A 4,689-nucleotide genomic window follows, 5' to 3' on the forward strand; every position below is an offset into this window, starting at 1 on the left:
CCTCCTCGACGCTGGTCTCGGCGCCCCGCACGGCCTCTACGGCGATGCGAGCGGCATCTTCCATGGGCCATCCGTAGGCCCCGGTCGAGATCGCCAGGAAGGCGACTGTCCGTGCCCCCAGCTCGTCGGCAACTCTCAGCGACTCCCGGTAGCAGGATGCCAGGAGCGACGGATCGCTCCCGGAAACCTGATACACCGGGCCGACGGTGTAGGCGACGGCGTCCACCACGCAATGCTCGGCATGGCCCGCATGCACAACCTCGCCCTCGCCAGGCAGCAGATCGACTCACAACGGAAGCAACCGCGTCCGAGACCGCGCGGAGACATCACCAGCTCCGCGAGAACACCCACACCCGCTACACCGCCTGCGTCCATCAGCCCCTCATCCCGGGCCTGGGCAAGAGGAAAGTCGCCAAGCTCACCGCCAAGGACGTGCTCCGTACAAACTGCCAGTGCTGCTCAAAGCAACTCCTCAGACGGGCGTGGACCGCGGCGTCCGCAAGGCAAGCGCGGGCGCCGCGGTCCGGTTGGGACTCTTCCTGCCGTTCCGCGATTCGCGGCTGGCCATCGGACGATCCCAACAACCCGACAGGCTCTCCCTTGATTGGAGTGCCCCAGCCGCATGAGGCGGAAGCATTCCCCTCTCGCGTCGCAGCCCCTTGGGCTCCGCACCTTGTGGGCCCAAAGCCCATCCCGTAACTGGGCGGTGCCCACCTGGCGATTTCGGGGTGGCTGGTGACAGGATCGAGGGGTGGTGATCAAGGGTTACGACGTCCGCCCGTTGGTGGCGGGCGAATCACTGCTGGCCCGCCAGGGCTTCTGGTCGAACTACCTTCTGGCAATGTGCAGCGACGGTCGATGTGCTGAGCGGCCGGTTCCGGAGTGGTTCTGTGAGGACAGCGCCGATGCCGATGCCGTGTCCGAGGTCCTCTTCGATCCCGAACCCTGGCCGGTGTATCAGAGTGCCGACAGAGGCCGGCCCCGGACCCGTGGTGATCTACCGCAACCTGGATCACGACTACGGCACCGTCTACCTCCTCACCCATCCAGGCAGAAGCCACGTCGAACAGATCGCCAGCTGGGACGGAGACTTCGCCGGGGGCCGCAGGGTGCGACGCACTCAACGGCCCGTCGCGGTGTTCCCCCGACGGACTACCCGTCAGGCGCCCTTCTCCGCCAGGAACTTGCGCAGCCTCGTCAGCGGCCACGTGTTGACGACGTCGTCCTTGGTCAGCCAGCCGCGCTGGGCCGTGGCCACCCCGTAGCGCATGTACGGCAGGTGCGTGGTGGCGTGTGCGTCGGAGTTCACGGCGAACTTCACGCCGTAGCTCTTCGCGCGCAGAATGTCCTCGTCGCACAGGTCGAGCCGCTCGGGGTGCGCGTTGACCTCCAGTACGGTGCCGGTGCGCGCGCAGGCCTTGAACACGGCGTCGAAGTCGGCGTCGATGCCCGGGCGCTTGCCGATCCGGCGGGTCGTGGGATGGCCGATGACGGCGACGTGCGGGTTCTCGCAGGCACGGAGGAGTCGGCGGGTGAGTTCCTGCCGGCTCTGGTTGAAATGGGAGTGGACGGAGGCCACGCAGATGTCGAAGTCCGCGAGGAACTCGTCGGGCCAGTCCAGGGTGCCGTCCGGGCCGATGTTGAGTTCTGTCCCGTGCAGCAGCCGCATCCTGTGGTGCTTGCCGTCCAGGGCGCGGACCTGCTCGCGCTGGGCGAGGATCTTCTCGCTGGTCATGCGCTGCATGTACAGGTTCGGCGCGTGGTCGGTGACCGCGTAGTACGCGTAGCCGCGCGCGGCAGCGGCTTCGATCATGTCCTCCAGCGGCGCCAGCCCGTCGGTGAGGTCGGTGTGGGTGTGCAGATCGCCGCGGATGTCCTTCTCCGTCAGGAGGTCGGGGAGTTCGCCGCGCAGCCCGGCGGCGATCTCGCCGCGGTCCTCGCGCAGCGTCGGCGGTATCCAGGGCAGCCCGAGCCGGGCGTATATCGCCTCCTCGGTCTCGGAGGTGAGGCTCTCGCCGCTCTCGGTGTCGAAGAGGCCGTACTCGGAGAGCTTGAGGCCTTGGCGCACCGCCAGCTCCCGGGTGCGGATGTTGTGGGCCTTGGCGCCGGTGAAGTACTGCAGTCCGGCGCCCCAGGAGGCGGGCGGCAGGACCCGTAGATCCACCTGGAGGCCGGTGGCGGTCCGGATGGAGGTCTTCTTCTCCCCGTGGGCTATGACCTCTGCCGTGTGCGGGTGGGCGGTGATGGCGTCCATGAACGGGGCCGAACGCCGGGCGGCCACCAGGATGTCGATGTCTCCGATGGTCTCCCTCATCCGGCGGAGGGACCCCGCGTACGTACACCGGACGCAGCCGCGGATGTCCGACAGCTCGGCGACGAGCTGTTCGGCCACCTCCATGGCCGCGCTAACGAGGATGCGGCCCTCACCCGCCTTCTGCAGCACCGAGATGCCATGCAGGATGTTGTCCTCGGTGCGCTCGCCGAAGCCCTTCAGATCACGCAGCCGCTCTTGCCGGATGGCCTCGACCAGCTGGTCGACCGAGGTGATGCCCAGCTCCTCGTACAGCAGCATGGCCTTGCGGGGTCCGAGCCCCGGGATCTCGATCAGCTCGCGCACTCCGGCCGGTACGGACGCCCTGGCCTCGTCGACGACGGGCATGCGGCCGGTGCGCAGGTACTCGATGATCTTGTCGGCGACCGATTTGCCGACGTTGGGGATCTCGCGCAGGCCCTTGGCGTCGAGCGCCGAGACGTCCTGCGGGTACCCCCCGACGGCCCGGGCTGCCTTCTCGTAGGCGCGCGCCTTGAAGGCCTCCCCGCCGCGGATCGCGATGAGGTCGGCGTACTCCTGGAGGAGCGCCTCGACCTCGTCGTTGGCTCGAGCCATGTCTCCAGGGTGCCCCGCGGGCCCCGGGGAGGCACGCGGGGCCGTCTGCGTCGTTGGTTAGCCTGGAGAGGTGGGCGGCGAGTTCGTGACGCTGTTCCTGGCCGGTGACGTGATGCTCGGACGCGGTATCGACCAGATCCTTCCGCACCCCGGCGATCCGCGCCTGGTGGAGGCGTACGTCACCGATGCCCGCATCTACGTCGAGCTGGCGGAGGGCGCGAACGGCGCGATTCCCCGGCGGGCGGCCTTCTCCTGGCCGTGGGGCGAGGCACTGGACCTCCTCGACGCGGCCGCGCCCGACGCCCGGATCGTCAATCTGGAGACGTCCGTCACCCGGAGTGACGACGCCTGGCCCGACAAGGGGGTCCATTACCGGATGCACCCCGCCAACCTGCCCTGTCTGGCCGCCGCCCGGCTCGACGTCTGCGTCCTCGCCAACAACCACGTCCTGGACTACGGCCGCCGCGGGCTGGCCGAGACCCTCGACTCGCTCGCCGGCGCGGGCCTGCGGACGGCGGGAGCCGGACGGGACCTCCACAAGGCGCGGCGGCCCGCAGTCCTTCCCCTCCCCGGGGGCGGGCGCCTGCTGGTCTTCTCCCTCGGGATGGCGTCCAGCGGTATCCCCCACACCTGGGCGGCCACCGCGGACCGCAGCGGGATCGACTTCCTCTTCGAGGCCTCGGACGCCGCCGCGGCCGAGGTGGCCGGCCGCGTCCGGCGGGCGAAGCGGCCCGGCGACCTCGCGGTCGTCTCGATCCACTGGGGTTCGAACTGGGGCCACACCGTCCCGCGCGACCAGATCCGCTTCGCGCACGCGCTCGTCGACGGCGGCACGGACCTCGTCCACGGGCACTCCTCTCACCATCCGCGCCCGTTGGAGGTGTACCGGGGGCATCCGGTGTTCTACGGCTGCGGCGACCTGATCGACGACTACGAGGGCATCGGCGGCTACGAGCGGTACCGGGACGACCTGCGCCTGCTCTTCCTCGTCGCGCTCGAGCCGGACACGGGCCGGCTGGACCACGCCCGTCTGGTCCCCTTGCAGGCCCACCGCATGCGCCTGCGGCATGCCTCCCGGGAGGACTGCGACTGGCTGCGCGGGGTCCTCGCCCGCACCAGCCGGGAGTTCGGCACCCGGATCACCCTCGACCCGGAGGGCGCCCTCATCGTCCACCCCGGTCCATCCGCCGGCGGTTCGCCCGTAACGGGGCGGACGGCGGCGGGTTGACAGAGGGGCCTTCGAGAGGCATGTCGATCCGAAGGAAGCGTGCATGGCGCAGGAGCACACGAGGTCCCTCCGGCTGCGCCTCCGGTACCGGTTCGACCATCTGGTGGCGGGCGGAACCGCCCCCCGCACGATCCGGCCGATGGTCACGATGGGCATGGGGCGGCAGCCGCCTTCGCCGGCGAGGTGGATCTTGCAAGTCAGGCCGCCCCGGGACCGTCCAAGTCCCTCGTCGGGGCGGTGGTGCCGAGGCGTCGTCCTTTTTTCGGGATCCGCGGCCGGGTCTTGCGGGCGCCGGAGCGGGTCGCCGGAGTGCTTCTGATCCCCAACGACCAGTCCTACCGCGGACGAACCTGCGAGCAGGACATCACGGACGGCGGGGGCCGCATCCTCCGGAACCGGCCGGCGCGGGGACCGGCTGTAGAGACGCTAGGAGGGGCCGGCGGATCAGGGCCGGATAGGGCGCGGCGTCTGGTGCGATGCATCGCAAGGCGCCGGAGCGTCCTGCCGTGCCAGCCCGGATGATTGCAGCAATACAAAAGCCGCGCAGTGCGACTCATTGGTCGCACTGCGCGGC

The 4,689-nt window shown here is 69.9% G+C and carries 2 protein-coding genes and 3 pseudogenes; 2 read left to right on the forward strand and 3 right to left on the reverse strand.

What is annotated here, in order from left to right; genetic code table 11:
• Positions 1–226 (reverse strand): annotated as a pseudogene (locus AB0F18_RS38425) (macro domain-containing protein); the annotation flags it as partial.
• 101 nt (positions 227–327) lie between these two features.
• Between AB0F18_RS38425 and AB0F18_RS38430 the strand changes: the two are divergent.
• Positions 328–471 (forward strand): annotated as a pseudogene (locus tag AB0F18_RS38430) (site-specific integrase); the annotation flags it as partial.
• Positions 472–1,159: 688 nt separating this feature from the next.
• On the opposite strand, the gene polX reads toward AB0F18_RS38430, so the two are convergent.
• Positions 1,160–2,887: a DNA polymerase/3'-5' exonuclease PolX gene (gene polX, locus AB0F18_RS38435; protein WP_362069967.1), complete on the reverse strand. Its 1,728-nt coding sequence runs from the start codon at positions 2,885–2,887 to the stop codon at positions 1,160–1,162.
• A gap of 70 nt (positions 2,888–2,957) precedes the next feature.
• Here polX and AB0F18_RS38440 point away from each other — a divergent pair, with 70 nt between their 5' ends.
• On the forward strand, positions 2,958–4,115 hold the full coding sequence (locus tag AB0F18_RS38440) for a CapA family protein (RefSeq protein ID WP_362069970.1): 1,158 nt from the start codon (positions 2,958–2,960) through the stop codon (positions 4,113–4,115).
• A 132-nt stretch (positions 4,116–4,247) separates the two neighbouring features.
• Here the strand turns inward: AB0F18_RS38440 and AB0F18_RS38445 are convergent.
• Positions 4,248–4,411: pseudogene (locus AB0F18_RS38445) on the reverse strand (IS5/IS1182 family transposase); the annotation flags it as partial.
• Positions 4,412–4,689 lie beyond the last annotated feature (278 nt).

The sequence above is a fragment of the Streptomyces sp. NPDC029216 genome (assembly GCF_040648015.1).
In the GTDB taxonomy this organism is placed as follows: domain Bacteria; phylum Actinomycetota; class Actinomycetes; order Streptomycetales; family Streptomycetaceae; genus Streptomyces.

What these genes read in the sequence shown, in the direction of transcription:
- polX (WP_362069967.1), bottom strand. Translation starts at nt 2,887, where the DNA reads ATGGCTCGAGCCAACGACGAGGTCGAGGCGCTCCTCCAGGAGTACGCC.